Source organism: Acutalibacter muris (assembly GCF_002201475.1).
Lineage (GTDB): Bacteria > Bacillota > Clostridia > Oscillospirales > Acutalibacteraceae > Acutalibacter > Acutalibacter muris.
This window is the reverse complement of the sequence record NZ_CP021422.1, coordinates 1,720,006-1,736,008: the sequence shown is the minus strand read 5'-3', so window position 1 is coordinate 1,736,008 and position 16,003 is coordinate 1,720,006. Positions and strand designations below refer to the sequence as shown.

The following is a 16,003-nucleotide window of genomic DNA, read 5'->3' as shown; positions in this document are numbered from 1 at the left end:
GAAAATAAATGGAGAAAAAGCGGATAATAGAAGTTTACACCAGTTCCGCCTTGTGCTATAAATATTGGTATCAGGTACATCTGCTGTAATTTTTGGCAAGATTGATTTCGACAGGTAAAGAAAGGATGAAAGGAAATGATGAGGAACCAAACAGTCGCCGCGCCCCGCCGGCGCATAAACCCCCTCAAAGAGCTCTGGAGAAACAAGTTTTTATATCTGCTGGTTCTACCGGCCATGCTGTATACTTTTGTATTCTCCTATATGTCCCTGCCGTATATGGCCATCGCCTTTGAGAAATTCAACTATAAAACCGGCATCTTCAGCGAGTTTGTAGGTCTGAGGAACTTTGAGTATTTCTTCAAGTCCAGCTGGGCCTGGACCATCACCCGAAATACTTTGGTCATAAACGTGCTCTTCCTGGCCGTGGGCACCGTATGCGCCGTGGCGCTGGCCATCGCCCTCAACGAGGTGCACGCCAAGCGCCTTTTGAAGGTCAGTCAGTCCTTTATGCTGTTCCCTTACTTCATCTCCTGGGTAATTGTCAGCTATATGCTCCAGGGCATCTTGGGTACGGACAACGGCCTTATCAACAACATCATCGTCAGCATGGGCGGACAGAAGGTCAATTTCTATGCAAATCCCGGCTATTGGTACCCTATCCTGCTGATTTTGAACATCTGGAAGACCACCGGCTATAACGCCATCGTGTATCTGGCGGCCATTACCGGCATTGACGAGGGGCTCTATGAGGCCGCCTATATAGACGGAGCTACCCGCTGGAAGCGTATTCGTTATATTACCCTGCCACTTTTGATGCCCACTATCTGCATTTTAACGCTGATGTCCGTGGGGCGCATCTTCTACGGCGACTTCGGCATGATGTACGCCATAATCCGGGACAACAGCTCCCTTATGCCCATCGCGGAGGTTATCGACACCTATGTGTACCGCACCTTCAAAAATACCGGCGACCCCAGCCTCTCCATGGCCGTTGGCCTGTACCAGTCCATTGTGGGCTTCATTCTGGTGTTCACCTCAAACTGGATTGTGCGCCGGCACTTCCCTGACGGGGCGCTGTTCTAAACTAATTACCTATACACAGAGAACAATAAGTGAAACCGTGCGGTTTCACTTTCCCAGAGCTGCCGGCAGCTCCCGCATATATCCATGAAAAATGAAAGCTTGAAAGGAGTTTTGCACCATGTCCGCTAATCCAGCCGGCGCACTCAGCGCCCGGAACAAAATAAAGACCAGCAGTAGCGACAAGCTGGCGCAGTTTCTTATTTATTTCCTGGTGATACTATTCGCCCTGGTCTGTCTGATACCCTTTATCCTCGTAATTATCGTATCTTTTACAGAGGAGAAGTCCATCACCATAAACGGCTATTCCTTCTTCCCCGCCCAATGGTCCCTTGACGCTTACCAGCGGCTCTTCTCCAAATCCTCCAATGTGCCCAGGGCCTATCAGGTTACCGGCCTGGCAACGGTGGTGGGCACCCTGATAGCGTCGCTTATCACCTTTGGCGCGGGTTATACTCTTGCAAATAAGCAGTGCCGCTACCGCAACGGGCTGTCCCTGTATTTCTACATCACGATGGTCTTTTCCGCGGGCATGGTGCCCTGGTACATGATCTCAAAAATGGTAGGCTGCTACGATAATATCTGGGCATTGATAGTGCCCTCCCTTCTGTTCTCCCCCTTCAATATGTTCCTGGTCCGCAACTTCGTGCGGGGCATCCCGGACGCATTAAATGAGTCGGCCCGAATTGACGGAGCAGGAGAAGTGCGGATCGCCTTTACCATCTACCTTCCCCTTTGTATGCCGGTGCTGGCTACCATAGCCCTGTTCTATGCCATCGGCTACTGGAACAACTACTTCAACTGCGTCATGCTCATCAACGACCAGAAGTATTATAACCTCCAGATGATGCTGTTAAAAATACAGTCCGAAATTACCGCCATGCAGAAGGTGGCCCAGGGCGCGACCCGGAGCGCTCCCCCCAAGGAGAGCTTCAAGATGGCTACCTCCGTTATCACCATGGGGCCTATCATTCTCCTCTACCCCTTCCTCCAGAAATACTTTGTGAAGGGCATGGTAATCGGCGCGGTGAAGGGCTGAATTTATCCTGGTTTTATCAGGCCCTGCCTGTTGAAACAATAAAAATCCTATATGAAGGAGACGAAAGAAATGAAGAATCTGAAAAAGATCGCCGCTCTGTTGCTGGCGATGGCTCTGGTGCTGTCCCTGTTCGCCGCCTGCGGCAACGACAGCGGTAGTTCCGGCAGCTCCACACCTGAAAGCTCTACCGCCAGTGGCGAAAGCTCCGAGGAAGCCCCGGAAAGCTCCGAAGCCTCCACCAGCGGCGACGACGGGGAGATCCATCCCATGCGTATCGTGCAGCCCGGCAACCTGCCGGACGAGTACGAGCAGGGCATCGCCGCCGTCAATGAAAAGCTGAAGGCCGACGGAGTGAACATCGAGGTTTCCGTCCAGCGCATCCCCTGGGATTCCTATGCTGAAAAGCTGAACCTGATGCTTACCACCGGCGAGGAGTTCGAGCTGCTGCACGTGATGCAGGACGTGAAAAACCTGTCCTCTATCGCGGGTATGGGCGCTATTATTCCTCTGGACGACCTGCTGGAGAAGTATCCCGACCTGGTGGGCCGCTTTACCGAGAACGAGTGGCTGGGCGCTGTCTACGCCGGCGACCACTACGCTGTACCCTGCTCCTGGAGGAGCTTTGAGAACACCATGTCCTACATGAACCTGCGTACCGACGTTATGAAAAAGGTTGGTTATGAGGAGTTCCCCGCCGACAGTGTGGAGGACGTGCTGGACCTGATGAAGAAAAGTCAGGACTATATCCTTGAGGAAACCGGCATCAAAGCCTACAACTGGTTCCACCAGAACCAGGACACCGCCCACTGGCTGCACAGGACCTATGATACCTATCCCTTCTATGTTGAGAACAGTCTGGGCATAATTCTCGCCCGCCAGGACGGCACTATCGATTCCTTCTATGAGAGCGAGGAGTTCAAGAAGGACTGCGAGACCTACTACAAGATGTACCAGGAGGGTCTTGTGAACCCCGACGTGCTGAACATCGACCACTCCGCTATGTACGACGAGGCCAAGCTGGGCGCCTTCCTTCCCTCCCAGACCTTTGACCCCTCCGAGGCGAAGATAATCATGCAGAACACCGACCTTAAGGACGTCACTGCCGACTGGGTGAAGATGTGCCCTGAGAAGCCCGAAATGGTCTACACCTTCGTGCAGAATCTGAACGCCATCTCCTCCACCTCCGAGAATCCCGAGTCCGGTCTCAAGTTCCTTGATTGGCTCTATAGCAGCCAGGAGAATCACGACCTGTTCCACCTGGGCACCGAGGGCAAATACTTCACCGATGAGGGAACCGGTATGTTCTCCCGCACCGACGAGATGAAGAATGAGAATGGCGACGCTCTGTACCAGCTGGACACCTGGATGACCGGTTATATGCCATATATGCGCTATGATGCGGCCACCACCACCGACGAATATCTGGACTATATGAACTATAAGGCCGATAACTACGTGGTCTCCCCCATTGCCGGTTTCCTGTTCGATTCCAGCAATGTGACTACGGAGCTTACCAACCTGCAAACCGAGATTATTGCCTCCATCTACCCCATCAAGATAGGCATGGTCCCCTATGAGGAGAACATCGACGCGGCTATCGAGAAGCTGAAGGCCGCCGGCCTTGACAAGTACCTGGAGGAGTACCGCACCCAGTTCGCCAAGTATCTGGAGGACAACCCCGACGTTATGGAGATCGCTAAGGGCTCCACAAAGTAATTCGATTATTCATTGACCAGGGCCCGGGACTTTTGCCCCGGGTTCTGATTATTTTTCCCAGGAGAAAATTCAGTATGATAAATATTTTGGACTATGGAGCCTCAGGCGACGGTCTGACTCTAAATACCGGCAGCTTTTGCAAAGCCATAGCCGCAGCTAAGGCCAGCGGCGAGGCCGTGCTGGTGCCCGCCGGAGGTTTCCTTACCGGCACCATTGATCTGCAGGGAGTGTCCCTCCATTTGGAGAAGGGCGCTGTGATCAAAGGCTCGCCTAACCGGGAGGACTACCCAATAATGCCCTTTCACCATAATGAGCTGGGCGATCTGCAGGCGTTGATAGTGTGTCTCGAAGGCGAAGATGTTGTAATAGACGGAGACGGCGTTATTGACCTTAACGGCTCGTCCTTCTTCGACTTTTCCCGCCCGATCATACCCGAAAGCCGGGTTGAGATGACCCAAAGCCAGCTTGAGGAATGCACCGTTGAGCGGGAATGGCGACCTACCCAGTCCATCTTTTTCTACAAGGTAAAAAAGCTGACCATGCGCGATGTCACCGTGCTGGACGCTCCCTGCTGGACTATAACCGTCGCTGAGTGCGTAAACGTAAAGCTTACCGGGATGAACATCGACACCAACCTTAGGGTGCCAAACGACGACGGGATACATATTTCCAGCTGTGACGATGTGATCATCTCAGGCTGCAATATCTCCAGCGGCGATGACTGTATTGCCGTCTCAGGAATCACCAACTGGGCGAAGCCCTGTGAGAACCTGGTCATATCAGACTGTATCCTACGCTCCTGCTCCAAGGCCCTCGTGCTGGGGTATATTTACAGCCATGTCCGCAATGTGGTCATTAACAATATTATAATCAAAGGCAGCAACCGCGGGCTCACCTTTATGTGCAACGACAAGGGCGGCCTTGTTGAAAATGTTCGGGCCTCAAATCTGCTTATCGACACCAGGATACAGGCAGGCAACTGGTGGGGCAACGGCGAACCCATCTTCTTTATGGGCGTGGAGCACGACTCCCATATTCCTCCCGAGCAGAACCCACATCGGGATACTCCTGCAAACTTCAGGAATATTACTGTCCAAAATGCGTTCTGTACCTGTGAAAACGCCGCTGGTGCGGTGGGCACAGGGGATAACTTTGAAAATGTCCTCCTTAGGGACATCACCGTACAGATGAAGGATTCGGAGAATCTTACCCTCAAGGGGCACACCTTTGATATCGCGCCGTCGCCCTGCATATGCGAAGTGCCGGAAAATACAGGGGTATACGTAAAATCGGCCGGAGGGTTGAGCCTTGAGAAGGTCCGCGTGCTGCCCTTCCATGGAACAGAGCAGAAAATTCTCGTAGAGTAATAGGAGACGCTTTATTATGAAAACAGTTGGATTCATTGACTACTATCTGGATGAGTACCACGCCAATAATTACCCTCAGTGGCTCAAGGACGCCTCGAAGGGCGAGCTGGAGGTCAGGTACGCCTATGGGAAGATAACCTCGCCCATCACCGGCATGACAAGCGAGGAGTGGTGCGAGAAGCACGGCATGGAGCTGGTGGGGAGCATTGAGGAGCTCATTGAGAGGAGCGACTGTCTGAATGTGCTGTCCCCTGATAACCCTGAGATGCATCCTGAGCTCTGCCGCCTGCCTTTAGAGAGTGGCAAGCGGGTGTATGTGGACAAGACCTTCGCAAACTCCAAGCGTGAGGCCCAGGAGCTCTTTGACATTGCCGAAAGAAACGACACCCCTTGCTTCTCCGCCTCCGCCCTGCGCTTTGCGGAGGAGCTAGAGCCGGTGGACCGTGCCCGGCTGGCCGGGCTGGTTAGCGAGGGCCCCGGTCCCCTGGATAACTACGCCATCCACCAGATAGAGCCTATCCTAGCTCTGATGGGCAGGGCGGTGAAGCGGGTGAAATTTACCGGCACCCAATCCCTGCCCGCCGGGGTGCTGGAATTTGCCGACGGAAGGCTCTCTCACTTCTCCCACCACGGCTGGGACTGTCCCTTCGCCATGACCTTGGACAAGACGGACGCCTCCACCCAGCGCATAGAAATCGTCTCTGACTATTACCACAGGTTCATGAAGGAGATGGCCCGGTTCTTTCTGGGGGAAGATCCACCGGTCTCTCACGAGGACACCATTGCCGTAATTGCCACCCGGGAAGCTTTGCTGAAAGCCTCTGTTCAGCCAGACGAATGGGTGAAGCTCTAAGCGGAGGAAACGGACGCAGCCTTAATGGCCGCGTCCGTTTTACTCATAGTTGACTTAACTGCTCCTGCCAGCGGCGCTTCTGGTCCGGCGGGACCGTCTTTAGATCCTCAAAAGCGTAGGACCGCCCCAGCGCCTGCCACTTGCCCCGGCCGACGTCATGATAGGCCATGACCTCTACCTGCTGAATTGAGGCATACTTTGCCCGGATATCCCGAAGCGCCGCAAAATGGGCCTCACCGTCGTTCACCCCGGGGATTATTGGACAGCGTAGGATAACCTTCGCCCCGGCCCGGTCCAAAGCCTGCAAGCTGTCCAGTACCGGCTGGAGAGGAGCACCTGTCCAGTGAAGATGGGGCTCTGGGTCCGTGTGCTTGCAGTCAAAGAGAAACAGATCTGTCCTGGGAATCAGGGCTTCCAAGCGCTCTGCAGAGATAAGGCCGTTGGTTTCCAGTGCCGTATGAAACCCCTGAGACTTACAGGCGTCCAGCAGCTCCCGAACAAAATTAAACCAGATGGAGGCCTCTCCCCCGGAGAGCGTGACCCCGCCGCCGGAGGCGGCATAGTATTTATCGTCCTTTCGAAGCTCCTCCATGACCTCTTCTACGGTCATCTCCCGGCCGGATAGCTCCAAAGCCCCATTTGGACAGAGACTGGCACAGACTCCGCAGCCAGAACAGTTCTCACGATGAAAGCTGTGAGAGCCGTTCTCCCTTCGGTGCGCCCCCGAAGGGCAGGCTTCACAGGCCCCGCAGGCGGTGCATTTCTCCGGGCGAAAGAGTAGCTCCGGCCTTTGTGAGAAGCTCTCAGGGTTGTGGCACCAGGCACAGCGCATATTGCAGCCTTTGAAAAATACCGTGCTGCGAATGCCCGGACCATCGTGTACACAGAAGCGCTGGACATCGAAAATCAGGGCCTTTTCTTCACGCGTCATAGGTGGTCCTCTCCAATATCTCACGCTGCACAATGGGGTTTAGGGTAACAAACCGGGCGCTGAAGCCGCCGATGCGTACCATAAGATTCTGGTACTTTTCCGGGTGCTCCATAGCGTTTTCCAGGTCCTCCCGGCCCACCACGCACAGGTTGGTCTGAACCCCGCCGTTCTGGTAGAAGGCCTTGAGCACCGCCGCCACCTTGTCGCCGGACCGGGTGAAGAGCTCTTTGGTAAAGCGCACGTTGTTGATGACTCCCACATGCTTTGTGTTATCAAATTTAGACATAGAGTTGAGAAGCGCCGTAATACCGCATTTGTCCGCGCCGATGGAGGGGCCGTTGGCGTTGGCCATGGGATCGCCTTTTTTCCGTCCGCAGGCGGAGGCGGAGCAGAAATTGCCCCATTCAGCGCTCATGGAGTTGTTAACGCTGACAATATTGTACCGATGCAGTCCTGCCTTCTTCCCTGCCTCTAAGGTGATATCTCCCATGTCGCTGAAAAGCCGCTGGGCCATGCTGTCGGCAATGTCGTCGTCGTTGCCGTATTTGGGCGCTTCCAGGCAGAGCCGGCGTATCTCCTCCCTGCCTTCAAAGTTTTGGTCCAGGACCTCCACCAGTTCCTCTAAGCTCAGGCGTTTCTCCTCATACACTAGTTTCCGAATGGCTGTAAGGCTGTCCGCACAGCTAATTACTCCAAAGGTCTCGCTGGAAGCATTCAGGTAACGTACACCTCCTTCAAAGACCGGCTTTCCAGTCTCCACACAGTCGTGCAGCAGCAGGCTCAGATGCAGATAGGGAGCGTTCTCTCCGGCGACTATATAGTTGAGGTACTTATGCTCAGCAAATCGCTCCATTACCGGCTTAAGCTGATTGAGAACCGCCTCATAGAGCTTCTCGAAGCCGTCAAGCTCTGAGAGCTCCCCGGTTCGAGGCCCACATAGGACGTTGTGATATGAGTCCCGCCCGTTATGCAGGGCCAGATCCAGAGCCTTCAGGGCATTGATGCCGTTGTTGGGGGTGCCCACGCTGTACCCTGCCAGCACGTATTCCCCGCAGCCAAAGGGCACATACTGCTCTGCCTCCTCCCTGCCGACCCCATATACCTGCTGTACCGCGGGCACGTTGGTGTCGTCAGAGTAAATAATGGGGAAGGTGACCCCTTCGGCGTTCACCTCCATGGCCTTATGGAACACCGCTTCGCTCATGCCGGTATAGTACCGCAGGGTCAGCTGGGGCACCGCCTCCCGGAAGCGCCGGGTCGCCTCCATAATGGCAACGGCCAGCCTGTCCGCCTCCCGGGGATGCCGGCGGCCTACGCCTCCCACAATCACACGGCAGTCGTGGATCTTGTTTATCTCCAAAAAGTGCTTATATAAGTATAGGATAATCTGCACGCCCTCCTCCTCCGTAAGCCGTCCGGCATCTAGGTCCCCGGCGTAGAGCGGACCCAGATAGTCGTCCATACGGCCGTAGTTCATCAAATCACAGCTTACGGAGTAGATCCACATAAGCTGCACGCCCTCCAGGAAACTCTGAGGAGGCTGGTGCTGGAGGTGCTCCAAAGCCCCCGCTAAATCCAGGAACCGCCGTCTGGACTCCTTGGAGGTGCTGTGGGCCGCCAGCTCCAGGGCCTGGCGGCGGTAGCGCTCACAGGCTTTTTGCAGGCTCCCGATCCAGAGCTTAAGAGCTTCATAGAAGCTGGAGTCTCCGTTTTCCTTTATCTTCTGTTCAATCTCCTTTTCAAGGCCGTCAAAACCAAGGTCCACAAGCTTGTGGAAGTCAAGGTTGGTCCCCGCCACCCGGCAGTCGCAATTTCCCACGCCCGGGGCAGGATAGCCCTTACCCGGGACATAACCATACCGGCGGGCAAAGGCCAGGTCCAGCTTTCTGGAGGTATTCTCCTCCTTCCAGAAGGCTTGGGCTGCCTGCAGGGCATAGTTCTCGGAGGCAGTCAGTTCCCCGGCACAACGCTGCAGGGCGTTTACGAACTCAAACTCCTTAAAGTAGTAGGTGTACCCGGCACCCAAGACAGAGTAGCCCCCAGTCTGGGAGCTGAATCCAACAAAGCCATGGTCATAACGTCCGGCAATTCCCGCCTCTTCGTCCAAAGGCACCAGGATATGCTCCAGTTGGTAGTCTAAGCAGCGGGCCTCTCTCAAATAGATATCCCCGCTGTTTTCCTGGTAGATGCGTGTAAATTCCAGAACCTCCCGAAGCTTCTGTAAATCAGTTCGGCTCATAGCATAACTTCCTTTCTGAATTTTCAGTATAATTTCTTTCCAAAGTTCTCGTTTATTGATTTTTCTCTTGCGCTTTCCTCCTCCGAACGATATAATGGGGATAAACCAAAAAGGAGGCGGTTTTATGGAGGCGGTCCTGCTGCGCCAGACGGAGGAGGAAATGCGCCGGACAGGTGGCAAGGCCCTGCACCAGTACGGTGTACACTCCACCTACCGGCTGCACACCCACGACTTTTATGAGCTGTTTCTGGTCCCTCAGGGCAGCGCGGTCCACGTAATCAACGGTCAGACCCAGCTGCTGACCGCGGGTTCCCTAGTGCTGATCCGTCCCACGGACACCCATAGGTACGAGTTCCTCAATAACAGCGACTTCGAGATAATCAACATCGGTATCCCCTGCCCGGTCTTTCTCCGACTGTGCGAATATCTGGAGATAGACAGGGCCAGGTTTGATGCTCCCCCGATATCCCCCTTGCGGGTGCTCTCCGGCCCAGCGCTTTGGGACGCCCAGAAGAAACTCCTGGAAAATCAAACCATTTCGGAGAACGAGACCTCCTACCGGCATATGCTCAGCGTGTTTCCATACCTAGTAGGGCTGTTCCTTGCAATGCCAGAGGAAACCGACCGCCTTCCCTCCTGGTTGGCTCAGCTCGTGGATCAGATGGAAAGCCCGGAGCACTTTGTCCCGGGACTTTCCCATATGCTGACACTAGCAAGGCTCTCCCAGGAGCACCTAACCCGCTCCTTCCGCCGGTATCTGGGGGTTACGCCCACAGAGTTCATCAACGCAAAACGCCTTAGCTATGCGGCGCAGCTGCTGCTCACCCAGGATCTGCCGGTGATCGAGGTTGGCGCTCAGTGCGGCTTCAACAGCCAGAGCCACTTTTACAGGCTCTTTACCCAGCGCTACGGCTGCCCGCCCAGAGCCTTCCGAGAGACCTTTGGCGACTAGGAACACTCTCTGTCTCTATTATATCGGCAGTAGTCTTTGGTTTCTACCCTCTCTTTGACTTCTTTTTCCACTATATTGATTTTATATTCCCCTAAGAGAATCTATTTTCCATAAGCTCGCAAGATAGTGCACAATTTTCAGACCGCAATTAGCTTTGCTGTGCAGAAATCAAACCCCTAGTAAACTAGGGGTTTGATTTCTCTTTTTGCGGCTCCGGCGTATTAGTCCTACTCCCCGGGGTCCACAAATACCGTCTTATAATTCACATATATCACCATGCCCGGCCTTGCCCCCTGAGGCTTGCTGACGTTACGCACCTGGGTATAGTCCACCGGCACCTGAGAGGAGCCCTTGGCCCGACTGTGTCGGGCGGCCAGCACGGCGGCCTCCTCCATGGCTTTCTCCGTCGGCCTACGGCCCTCTGTCACCAGTACGGTGTGGGAACCGGGTATATTCTTGGTGTGGAACCAGATATCGTTATTGCTCGCCAGCTTCATGGTCAGCCGGTCGTTCTGGCGGTTATTCCTGCCCACAAGTATTGTGAAGCCGTCAGAGCTCTGAAAACTCATGGGTGCGCTTACAGCGGGGGGCCGCTCCTTTTTGCCGCGACTGGTCTTGAGATACCCCTGCTCCTTGAGCTCGGTGCGTATCTCCATAAGGTCCCGCTCGGTCTCGGCCCGAGCCAGGGCCTCCAGCACCGACTCGAGGTAAGTAAGCTCCCTGCCCGCCAGCTCTATCTGCTCGGTGAGCTTCTCCTCGGCGGTCTTTGCCTTGCGGTACTCCTTATAGTATTTCTGAGCGTTCTGGTTGGGGGTGAGGGCCGGGTCAAGCTTTATCCTTACCGTGGGCCCGTCCTCCTCGTAGAAGTTTTGCAACTCTACCGATTCCCTCCCCTTTTCAAGGCTGTAGAGGTTCGCACTGAGAAGATCGCCCATCACCCGCAGATTATCCCGCTGGGCACACTGACTGAGCTCTGCCTGCTGGGCGCTTATCTTCCTTGAGAGCCGCTCGGAGTGGTTAGAAAGCAGCCGCAGAAGGTCCTGCTCCCGCACCCGCATACGCTCCAACTGGTCCTTCTCCTGATAGAAGCTGTCCAGAAGCCCCGAAAAGCTCTCCCCCTTTCGCACCACGGCCGAGGTACCGTACTGCTGTATGTCTATAAACGAGAAGTCCATGGGCTTTTTCTGCATATTCACCGCCATATACGGCTCGCCACTTACGTCCCTCACCGTCTCCCGCAGCTTCTGGTAGAAGAAGCCAAGCCGGAAAAGCTGCTCCTCGTCCATTGTCATCACCGTCAGCTCCCGGCCCCGGCCCACCCGGTGGGCCAACTCCCGGCAGACCACCGGGGAAACTCCTTGCAGCACGCTTAAAAGCCCCTTGGAGAGCTCCATATCCCTTGGCAGCCCCTGCAGCGCCGCCGTCAGCTCCTGGGGGGCGGCCGTCAGCATACAGAGCTTGTCCTGGGGCGGGGGCAGCTGGTAAGTAAGCCCAGGCAGGACCAGACGCTGGGAGGTCATGGACGCGTCCACCCGCTTTAATGCGTCGATTATCTTGCCGTCGGGGCCGCTGAGGATTATGTTGCTGTACCGGCCCATTATCTCCATCGTCAGGGTCAGCACCACCCGGTCCCCCAGTTCATCTATGCAGTCGAAGTCGAAGTGCAGAAGCCGCTCCAGCTCCGGCTGGCGTATCTCCCGAAGCTTTGCCCCCAGCAGCCGTTTTCGAAGGAGCATACAAAGCATCGGCGGCTGGGCCGGGTTTTCCAGGGGTATCGCAGTTAGGTGTACCCGGGCGCTGTTGGCCCGGGCTGAAAAGAGCACCTTTTCGGCTCCCTCCCGGCTTCTGAAGGATATCACAAGTTCCTCGCGGTTGGGCTGGTGGACCTTGTCCACCCGAGCCCCCAGGAGCCGGTCCTCCAGTTCTTTTTTTATGTGGCGTAGAAACGCGCCGTCAAGTGCCATTTTGTGTTCCTTTCTGTCCGTAGATTTACAAATCCATCTGCATTATTTTTCTGGAATCCCTAAAGCCCAGGTTCTCATACAGCCTGATGGCCCCCTCGTTCTGCGCCAGCACGCCCAGCTCGATAAACTCCGCGTTCCGGCTTTTAGCCCACTCCTTTACCGCACCCATCAGCGCCCGGCCGACACCTTGTCTGCGGCACTCCGGGTCTACCACCAAGTCCATTAGGTATGTATACCGCCGCTGGATAAACGCGGGGTATGGCGGCGTGTCCTTATCCTGCACAAGGGCCAAGCCCAGGACCCTCCCGTCCTCCCGCGCCAGGAGGAGGTCACCTCTTTCACTTTCCAGCACGGAGCGGATAAACCCGCCGTCCTCCCCAGCAGGCCGGAACATCTCCGGCTGCAGGCGGGACATATCGGTGTTGAGCGCTTTGTAGAGTCTGGAAATACCCTCCATATCCTCAAGCTTTGCCGGTTCTATTGTCATACCGTTGTCTCCTCTATACCGTCGTGAAGGGCGCGCTCTCCGCCCTGCTCACCAGGAATCCGGTATCAGGCGCCCTCTTTTTAAGGTACGCCGCCAGATACTCGGCAAAGACCCGCTCCGTCTCGTAATGCCCGGCAACCACGCAGGTAAGGCCGGTTTTTCTAGCTTCAAGAGCCTCGTGGTGTTTCATCTCGCCAGTCAGGTACGCGTCACCGCCGCGCATGGCGGCGTATGGGGCGAACTCCCCGCCTGCGCCGCTGCACAGGAACACGCGCTTTACCATGCCGTCGCCGGGGAGGAGCTTCAACGCGCCGGCTGAAAGCCGCCCCTTTACGTGTAAGGCGAATTCCTCAGGCTCCATGGGCTCCAGGAGCTCCCCGGAGTAGAGCACGCAGTCCTCGCCGAAGGCCTCCTCGGGCCGGATATTCCTAAGCCCCAGTCTATTTGCCAGGGCAACGTTCACCCCGCACACCGGGGAGATATCCAGGTTGGTGTGGCAGCAGAGAGCCGCTATGCCGTTCCTCGCCAGCAGATAGGCCGGGTCCTGGCTACTCAGGGACTTTATAGGGTCGAATATCACAGGATGATGGCTGATTATCAGGTTAGCGTTCATGGCCCCTGCCTCGTCTATTACCTCCCGGGTTATGTCCAGGCAGATAAGCACCCGGGTGACCTCCGTGGCCCTGTCCCCCACCAGCAGGCCGGAGTTGTCAAAGGCCATCTGGCTGTCAAAGGGGGCGGCGCTGTTTATAATGTCGTATATGTCGCAGATTCTTGCCATATTGTGCTCCTTATTATAGGTATTCCCTCTCTATCCCCTCTACCACTTCCCGAAGCCGCCGGGCCTCCTCGGAATTGTCGTTGTGCTCCGCGCCCTGCAGGGAGTTTTTAATGCCCCGCAGGGTCTTTTTTGCATATGCAGATACTTCGCTGGTGCCAGACTCCAGCCTGCCCATATATGGGTAGATACTGCCCATCTCCCCCAGCTCTCCCTTATACCGCACAGAAAATGCCGAGTAGACCTTACCGTTCTCCATAGCCGCCAGCTCCTTCTGCACATTAAAACCCCGCTCCCACAATCCAATCCGAAGCTTGTCTGCGGCGCTCATGGGCTGCAATACTATATTCTTATCTGTACATTTGACCCAGGGCGCGCCGTCGATTATACGCAGAATGAGCTCCCCGCCCATGCCCGCTATAACTATATCCTCCGCGTCCTCCGGCGATATGGCCGAAAGGCCGTCCGAGAGGACCAATCTCAGTTTCACCCCATACATCTCCGCGTGCTTTCTTGCTGCCTCCAGTGGGCCGGGGTTTATATCGCAGGCTATGGCTCTTGGGGCCGCACCGGTCCTTAAAAGCCAGATGGGCAGATAGCCGTGGTCCGTGCCGATATCCGCCATGGGTCTGCCCGGGCGCAGAAGCCGGGCGCACAGGCTGAGCCTCGGGCCCAGGGAAAAGGGTTCCTTCATCGCTGTACTCTCCAATAAACGAAGCCGCCGCGAAGCTGCGGGTCTCCCCTAGCCGCGCGGCTGCCTTTCGTCGCTCTCCCGCTTACTTGCTCAGATGTGCGTTGATCTTGCTTACCAGCTCCTCCGGGTCCACGCCGTGGACGGCGCAGGCCTGCTCCAGGGTCTCGCCCCGGGCAGAGGGGCAGCCCAGGCAGTGCATACCCATCTCCAGGAAGAAGGGGGCTGTGGTCTCGTCCAGATCCAAAATCTCGCCGATAATAGTGTCTTTGGTTATAGATGCCATTTTTTGTTCCTCCATATTCCGGCTTATTCGCCTTCTCTTTTTGTTATTATACTATTTTTGCCGGAAATATGCAAGACCTAAAAAGGGAAAATATACTAAATTGGTGTAGTTTGTTTTTCGCGCCTCGCTCTCTCGAGACCTTGGGGCGCCGCCCCAAGCCCCGCAAAGGGCCTAACGCCCCTTGACCGCGCACCTAGCCGTCACCAAACTCCTGCCGCATATACGCCAGCAGCTTCTTCTCCCTGCGGCTCACCTGCACCTGCGTCATTCCCAGCTCCTCGGCGGTCTTGGCCTGGGTCATGCCCTTGAAGTACCTGCATCGGATAAGCTCTCTGTCCTTCACTTCCATCCTCTCAATAATGGCGTAAAGGGTCAGCCGCTCCGCCGTCTGCTCCTCCGAGGCCTCTACTGGTATCTCCAGCTGCTCCCCCTCCTCCCCGCCGGTCAGGGACATGGGCCGTCTCAGGGCCCCCAGAGCCAGCGCCGCACGCTGTGGGGTAACCCCCAGCTTATCCGCTATCTCCCCAACGGTGGGCGCACGGCCAAGCCCGGCCTCCAGCCCCTCGGAGATCCTCTGGGCCTGCTGGGCCAGCTCCCGAAGGCCCCTTGAGACCCGCATGGCCCCGCCGTCCCGAAACAGCCGCCGTATCTCTCCCAATATCACCGGCACGGCGTAGGTGGAGAACCGAAGCCCCCGCCCCGGATCAAAGTTCCTCGCGGCCTTCACAAGCCCCAGGGATCCGGCTTGGACCATGTCCTCATAGTCTATCCCACGGCCAACAAACCGCCGGGCGCACAGGTGCACAAGGCCCATGTTCTCGGTGACCAGGGGGTTGTCCTCCTTCAGCATTTGGGTGTAAAACGCTTTATAAGGGTCACGCTGGTGCCCTTACCCACGGTGGAACTCACCCGCACGCTGTCGCAGAAGCTCTGCATGACGGCAAAGCCCAGCCCTGCCCGCTCCTCGCCGCCGGTGGTAAAAAGGGGTTCCATGGCCTGCTTCACGTCCGGGATGCCGCAGCCCTTGTCCCGCACCCGCACCTGGGCATGTCCGTCCTCATATATCTTCACGCTTATGTACACTGTGCCAAGCCTGTCCCTATAGCCATGCACGATGGCGTTGGTGACGGCCTCGGAGACCGCCGTGCGGACATCCGACAGGTCCGCCACCGTTGGGTCCAGCTGGGAGAGGAAGGCCGCCACCGCCGCTCTGGCGTAACCCTCGTTCACGGAATTCGATGAAAAGCTTATCTGTGTCTGGTTTATGGGCTTCATCAGCCGGCCCTCCTCTCTATGGCAGCCACGCTGGCTATGCCGGAGAGCTCCACCATCTTGTTTAGGTTTTGCGACAGGCCGCAGAGGACCACCCTGCCCCGCCAGAAATTGCACATACGCACCCGCCCCAGTATCAGCCCCACCCCGGAGCTGTCCATAAAGGGCACCCGGCTGAAGTCCAGCCGCAGACAGTAGGGCTTCAGCTTCTGGGCGGTGTCGTCGATGGCCTCGCGCATCTCCCGGGCGTTGTGGTGGTCTATCTCCCCGGAGAGCTTTGCAGTCATTACCCCTTCCTTATAGCTTATCTGGACGCTCATATTTATACTTCCTTTCTTTAATTATGAT

The 16,003-nt window shown here is 56.1% G+C and carries 16 protein-coding genes; 6 read left to right on the top strand and 10 right to left on the bottom strand.

Annotated features, from left to right (window positions below):
• Positions 1-135: 135 nt before the first annotated feature.
• From ADH66_RS08775 to ADH66_RS08755, 5 genes are all read left to right on the top strand, one after another.
• Entirely contained in the window at positions 136-1,083 is a 948-nt protein-coding gene (locus ADH66_RS08775) for an ABC transporter permease (RefSeq protein ID WP_236757221.1), read from the top strand.
• Positions 1,084-1,201: 118 nt separating this feature from the next.
• Positions 1,202-2,119: a carbohydrate ABC transporter permease gene (locus ADH66_RS08770; protein ID WP_084384142.1), complete on the top strand. Its 918-nt coding sequence runs from the start codon at positions 1,202-1,204 to the stop codon at positions 2,117-2,119.
• A gap of 69 nt (positions 2,120-2,188) precedes the next feature.
• On the top strand, positions 2,189-3,835 hold the full coding sequence (locus tag ADH66_RS08765) for an extracellular solute-binding protein (RefSeq protein ID WP_066533439.1): 1,647 nt from the start codon (positions 2,189-2,191) through the stop codon (positions 3,833-3,835).
• 74 nt (positions 3,836-3,909) lie between these two features.
• Positions 3,910-5,202 (top strand): glycoside hydrolase family 28 protein, encoded by a 1,293-nt coding sequence (locus tag ADH66_RS08760; RefSeq protein ID WP_066533441.1) that lies wholly within the window; start codon positions 3,910-3,912, stop codon positions 5,200-5,202.
• A 16-nt stretch (positions 5,203-5,218) separates the two neighbouring features.
• Positions 5,219-6,055 carry a Gfo/Idh/MocA family protein gene (locus ADH66_RS08755; protein ID WP_066533443.1) on the top strand — a complete coding sequence of 279 codons (837 nt, stop codon included), beginning with the start codon at positions 5,219-5,221 and terminating at the stop codon, positions 6,053-6,055.
• A gap of 43 nt (positions 6,056-6,098) precedes the next feature.
• Here ADH66_RS08755 and ADH66_RS08750 read toward each other — a convergent pair whose 3' ends face one another.
• Positions 6,099-6,986, bottom strand: a complete 888-nt coding sequence (locus ADH66_RS08750) for a glycyl-radical enzyme activating protein (protein WP_066533445.1) — start codon at positions 6,984-6,986, stop codon at positions 6,099-6,101.
• Positions 6,976-9,225, bottom strand: coding sequence for a pyruvate formate lyase family protein (locus ADH66_RS08745; protein ID WP_066533446.1), 2,250 nt, complete (start codon positions 9,223-9,225; stop codon positions 6,976-6,978). Before ADH66_RS08745 ends, ADH66_RS08750 begins: the two co-directional genes overlap by 11 nt.
• Before the next feature lie 124 nt (positions 9,226-9,349).
• Between ADH66_RS08745 and ADH66_RS08740 the strand changes: the two genes are divergently transcribed.
• Positions 9,350-10,177, top strand: a complete 828-nt coding sequence (locus tag ADH66_RS08740) for a helix-turn-helix transcriptional regulator (protein ID WP_066533448.1) — start codon at positions 9,350-9,352, stop codon at positions 10,175-10,177.
• Between the two features lie 227 nt (positions 10,178-10,404).
• On the opposite strand, the gene ADH66_RS08735 is transcribed toward ADH66_RS08740, so the two are convergent.
• The 8 genes from ADH66_RS08735 to ADH66_RS08700 all read right to left on the bottom strand — a co-directional run bounded on the left by ADH66_RS08735 (position 10,405) and on the right by ADH66_RS08700 (position 15,975).
• Positions 10,405-12,141 carry an Rqc2 family fibronectin-binding protein gene (locus tag ADH66_RS08735; RefSeq protein WP_066533451.1) on the bottom strand — a complete coding sequence of 579 codons (1,737 nt, stop codon included), beginning with the start codon at positions 12,139-12,141 and terminating at the stop codon, positions 10,405-10,407.
• 25 nt (positions 12,142-12,166) lie between these two features.
• On the bottom strand, positions 12,167-12,628 hold the full coding sequence (locus ADH66_RS08730) for a GNAT family N-acetyltransferase (protein ID WP_066533453.1): 462 nt from the start codon (positions 12,626-12,628) through the stop codon (positions 12,167-12,169).
• A 13-nt stretch (positions 12,629-12,641) separates the two neighbouring features.
• Positions 12,642-13,409 carry a Nif3-like dinuclear metal center hexameric protein gene (locus ADH66_RS08725; RefSeq protein WP_066533455.1) on the bottom strand — a complete coding sequence of 256 codons (768 nt, stop codon included), beginning with the start codon at positions 13,407-13,409 and terminating at the stop codon, positions 12,642-12,644.
• Positions 13,410-13,422: 13 nt separating this feature from the next.
• Positions 13,423-14,100, bottom strand: coding sequence for a class I SAM-dependent methyltransferase (locus tag ADH66_RS08720; protein ID WP_066533456.1), 678 nt, complete (start codon positions 14,098-14,100; stop codon positions 13,423-13,425).
• An 82-nt stretch (positions 14,101-14,182) separates the two neighbouring features.
• Positions 14,183-14,383, bottom strand: a complete 201-nt coding sequence (locus tag ADH66_RS08715) for a DUF1858 domain-containing protein (protein WP_066533458.1) — start codon at positions 14,381-14,383, stop codon at positions 14,183-14,185.
• A gap of 193 nt (positions 14,384-14,576) precedes the next feature.
• The gene (locus ADH66_RS08710; protein ID WP_066533460.1) at positions 14,577-15,233 is read right to left on the bottom strand and encodes a sigma-70 family RNA polymerase sigma factor; all 657 of its coding nucleotides are present in this window, start codon (positions 15,231-15,233) and stop codon (positions 14,577-14,579) included.
• The gene (gene spoIIAB, locus ADH66_RS08705) at positions 15,227-15,658 is read right to left on the bottom strand and encodes an anti-sigma F factor (protein ID WP_066533463.1); all 432 of its coding nucleotides are present in this window, start codon (positions 15,656-15,658) and stop codon (positions 15,227-15,229) included. Before spoIIAB ends, ADH66_RS08710 begins: the two co-directional genes overlap by 7 nt.
• Entirely contained in the window at positions 15,658-15,975 is a 318-nt protein-coding gene (locus ADH66_RS08700) for an anti-sigma factor antagonist (RefSeq protein ID WP_066533465.1), read from the bottom strand. Before ADH66_RS08700 ends, spoIIAB begins: the two co-directional genes overlap by 1 nt.
• Positions 15,976-16,003: the final 28 nt, after the last annotated feature.

What these genes read in the sequence shown, in the direction of transcription:
- ADH66_RS08775 (WP_236757221.1), top strand. Translation starts at nt 136, where the DNA reads ATGATGAGGAACCAAACAGTCGCCGCGCCCCGCCGGCGCATAAACCCC.
- ADH66_RS08770 (WP_084384142.1), top strand. Translation starts at nt 1,202, where the DNA reads ATGTCCGCTAATCCAGCCGGCGCACTCAGCGCCCGGAACAAAATAAAG.
- ADH66_RS08765 (WP_066533439.1), top strand. Translation starts at nt 2,189, where the DNA reads ATGAAGAATCTGAAAAAGATCGCCGCTCTGTTGCTGGCGATGGCTCTG.
- ADH66_RS08760 (WP_066533441.1), top strand. Translation starts at nt 3,910, where the DNA reads ATGATAAATATTTTGGACTATGGAGCCTCAGGCGACGGTCTGACTCTA.
- ADH66_RS08755 (WP_066533443.1), top strand. Translation starts at nt 5,219, where the DNA reads ATGAAAACAGTTGGATTCATTGACTACTATCTGGATGAGTACCACGCC.
- ADH66_RS08750 (WP_066533445.1), bottom strand. Translation starts at nt 6,986, where the DNA reads ATGACGCGTGAAGAAAAGGCCCTGATTTTCGATGTCCAGCGCTTCTGT.
- ADH66_RS08745 (WP_066533446.1), bottom strand. Translation starts at nt 9,225, where the DNA reads ATGAGCCGAACTGATTTACAGAAGCTTCGGGAGGTTCTGGAATTTACA.
- ADH66_RS08740 (WP_066533448.1), top strand. Translation starts at nt 9,350, where the DNA reads ATGGAGGCGGTCCTGCTGCGCCAGACGGAGGAGGAAATGCGCCGGACA.
- ADH66_RS08735 (WP_066533451.1), bottom strand. Translation starts at nt 12,141, where the DNA reads ATGGCACTTGACGGCGCGTTTCTACGCCACATAAAAAAAGAACTGGAG.
- ADH66_RS08730 (WP_066533453.1), bottom strand. Translation starts at nt 12,628, where the DNA reads ATGACAATAGAACCGGCAAAGCTTGAGGATATGGAGGGTATTTCCAGA.
- ADH66_RS08725 (WP_066533455.1), bottom strand. Translation starts at nt 13,409, where the DNA reads ATGGCAAGAATCTGCGACATATACGACATTATAAACAGCGCCGCCCCC.
- ADH66_RS08720 (WP_066533456.1), bottom strand. Translation starts at nt 14,100, where the DNA reads ATGAAGGAACCCTTTTCCCTGGGCCCGAGGCTCAGCCTGTGCGCCCGG.
- ADH66_RS08715 (WP_066533458.1), bottom strand. Translation starts at nt 14,383, where the DNA reads ATGGCATCTATAACCAAAGACACTATTATCGGCGAGATTTTGGATCTG.
- ADH66_RS08710 (WP_066533460.1), bottom strand. Translation starts at nt 15,233, where the DNA reads ATGCTGAAGGAGGACAACCCCCTGGTCACCGAGAACATGGGCCTTGTG.
- spoIIAB (WP_066533463.1), bottom strand. Translation starts at nt 15,658, where the DNA reads ATGAAGCCCATAAACCAGACACAGATAAGCTTTTCATCGAATTCCGTG.
- ADH66_RS08700 (WP_066533465.1), bottom strand. Translation starts at nt 15,975, where the DNA reads ATGAGCGTCCAGATAAGCTATAAGGAAGGGGTAATGACTGCAAAGCTC.